Source organism: uncultured Campylobacter sp. (assembly GCF_938018035.1).
GTDB lineage: Bacteria > Campylobacterota > Campylobacteria > Campylobacterales > Campylobacteraceae > Campylobacter_B.
Window position 1 is genome coordinate 1 of sequence record NZ_CALIJF010000261.1, and the last position, 1,473, is coordinate 1,473.

Genomic DNA, 1,473 nt, shown 5'->3' on the forward strand with positions numbered 1-1,473 from the left:
AATTTAAACGCGCGCGAGCTTTACGTGACGGAATTTTTATATGTCGTACAGAAGTAAGATCAAAATTTGCGGCATCAAAAGTGCCGCCGAAGCCCGCACTGTGCTGGCGTGCAGCTCGGCTTTATGCGCAAATTTAGAGCGCGCGAACGACGCTAAAAATTTACCGCAATCAGGCGGCGAGAATTCCGCATACCGCGCACAAAATCATGCAAATTTTACGCCCGAGCAAAATTCTAATTGCGATAAAAATTTCGGTAGCGGTTCGCGAAGCCAGAGCGGTGGCTCGAGCTTGCGGGTGGAATTTTTAGGCGTGATCTTTGTGTCAAGCTCCAAGCGCCGTGTCAGCATAGAAACGGCACGCGAAATCGCGCGTATCGCGCATGAAAGCGGTGCAAAGTGCGTGGGCGTCTTTGCTTTGAGCTCGGCAAAACACAGCGCCGCCGCGTGCGAAAATTTTAGAGGCAAAGCCTGCGGCGATGAAATTTGCAAAGATAAAATTTACGTGAGCAAGAGCGGCGGCGTAGAATTTTACGAAGCCGCGGAATTTTGCGAAAAGCAGCGCGACGATTTGAACGTAAATTTAAACGCAGACTGCGCTGTGCCTGCTTCGATAAAGGATCTGAATTCTGAAATTTTAGATGCGGAAGCTTTAGACGAGGAGCAAATTTTAAAAATTTGCAGCCTTTGCGAGTTGGACTGCGCTCAGATTTATGGACGCATAAGCGCGGATTTCAAAGCGCGGCTTAACGCGGCGGGCATAGAGGCATGGCAGGTTCTAAGCATCGGCGCCGAAATGCCGCTGCTTGAGGGTTTAAGTTGCGATCGGATCTTATTCGACGCCAAAGGGGCGAACCTGGGCGGCAACGGCGTGAGCTTCGACTGGGATCTGCTGCGACGCGCAGGGCTTGGCTGCGAAGGACAATACAGCGCGGCGCGCGATGAAAAAAACTGCGCGGGCAGCGCAACTCAAAGCATAGACGACACAAAATACGACTCGGCTAGCGGGCACTGCAATACGCAAAATAACGCATCAAGTGACGAAAAATGCTACGTAGCGGGCACGGCTCAAGGCTCAGACGGCGCAAGGAGCTATCTTAAGCATAGCGCGATCTGTAGCGGATATAGCGAGGGGAATTTAAAGCGCGACAAAAACGGCGACTGCAACAATTCTTGCGTGGAGCATAGCGAAAACGGAAATTTGAAGCTCAAGAGGGTAAGCGACGTGTGCTGTGCTTCTAATAGTAATGAAGTGAGCGAACGCACACATGATATTGTTCGATCGAGCAATACAAAACAAGAAACGAGCGCCGATCGTCGCGCCGAAAAAAATGACGATGAGTGCAAATTTAGTGCGTGTGCTACCGCTAGGCTGAGTGGTGTAAGACCCGCAAGCGAAGGCGTCAATAATCAAGGTGCAAGCGACTATGAGGCGGGCGCGCCAAATATTGCGAATGACGGCGGCGAAGTAGGTAA

At 51.1% G+C, this 1,473-nt stretch carries 1 pseudogene; it reads left to right on the forward strand.

From position 1 onward, the window contains the following. Window positions 1-40: 40 nt before the first annotated feature. Window positions 41-1,473 (forward strand): annotated as a pseudogene (locus Q0257_RS07790) (hypothetical protein); the annotation flags it as partial.